The sequence below is a fragment of the Magnetospirillum sulfuroxidans genome (assembly GCF_018224925.1).
Lineage (GTDB): Bacteria > Pseudomonadota > Alphaproteobacteria > Rhodospirillales > Magnetospirillaceae > Magnetospirillum > Magnetospirillum sulfuroxidans.
Genome location: NZ_JAGTUF010000055.1, coordinates 1 through 1,082, shown reverse-complemented (window position 1 = coordinate 1,082; position 1,082 = coordinate 1). Strand labels below are relative to the sequence as shown.

Below are 1,082 nucleotides of genomic sequence, written 5' to 3'. Positions count from 1 at the left end.
CTTACTGACCGCCGCCCAACGAGTGGACGTAGACCGCCAGCATCTTGATGGTGGCCGCGTCCAGACGCTCGGACCAAGCGGGCATGGAACCGTGCTGCGGCTTGGTGACCTGATTGATCACGGCCTGCTTGGCGGCTTCCTTGTCGCCCTTGAACAGCCAGATATTGTTGTTCAAGGCCGGGGCGCCCAGGTCCTTCAGACCGACGCCGCCTTCTTGGTGACAAGCGGTGCAACGCTCTTCGAAGATCGCCGCGCCCGGCGAACCGGCGGCGGGGGTCTTCGACGACAGCGACAAGACATAATCGGCCAATTGGTCGACCTGGGTCTTGTCCAACGCGTCGCCGGTGCCGAACGCCAGCATTTCGCTTTGACGCGAGTTGCTGTTGGTGTTGCGGACACCGTACTGAATGGTCTGATGAATGTCTTCCAGGGACCCGCCCCACAGCCATTCATCATCGGCCAGACGGGGATAGGCGCCGGGGACGCCGACACCGCCCGCGCCATGGCACGCCGAGCAATTTTCGCCAAAGGCGATCTTGCCGCCGGCCAGGGCGTAGTTGAGCAAGGTCTTGTCCTTGGCGATATCCTCGACCGAAGCCGCTTCCAGCTTGGTCAGCCATTGCGACCGGGCCTTCTTTTGCAGGTCCAGCTCATTGGCCAGATCCCCGCGTGAGGAATAACCCAAGAGACCACGGCTGTAGTCACTGGTGGTCGGCCAGGTCGGCATCGCCACCCAGTAACCAATGGCCCAGATCACACAAGCCCAGAAAACGTAAACCCACCACTTCGGCAACGGAGTGTTCAACTCCTTGATGCCGTCCCATTCGTGGCCGGTCGTGTTTTGACCGGAAACCACGTCATGTTCAACGTGAGCCATCTTAGCGCTCCTTATCGTCGTCGTCCCTTAGGGGAATCTCTCCGTAAGCCTCTAGCCGATCCTTGTTTTTCGGCCGAAAGGCGTAGAAGACGATCCCCAGGAACAGAACCATCAGCCAAACCCCCCACAGGGAGCGGAAAAACTCCGAGATGGTCTCGAGAGTCATGCTTCCGCTCCTAGCGCTGGATCTTGGTGTGATCCACGG

2 protein-coding genes are annotated in these 1,082 nt (G+C 60.1%); both read right to left on the bottom strand.

Annotated features, from left to right (window positions below; translation table 11 throughout):
* Position 1: 1 nt before the first annotated feature.
* A complete protein-coding gene (ccoP, locus tag KEC16_RS19620; protein WP_211552110.1) occupies positions 2-877 on the bottom strand; it encodes a cytochrome-c oxidase, cbb3-type subunit III in 876 nt (291 codons plus the stop codon).
* Between the two features lies 1 nt (position 878).
* Positions 879-1,043 (bottom strand): cbb3-type cytochrome oxidase subunit 3, encoded by a 165-nt coding sequence (locus KEC16_RS19615; protein WP_211552108.1) that lies wholly within the window; start codon positions 1,041-1,043, stop codon positions 879-881.
* Between the last annotated feature and the right edge of the window lie 39 nt (positions 1,044-1,082).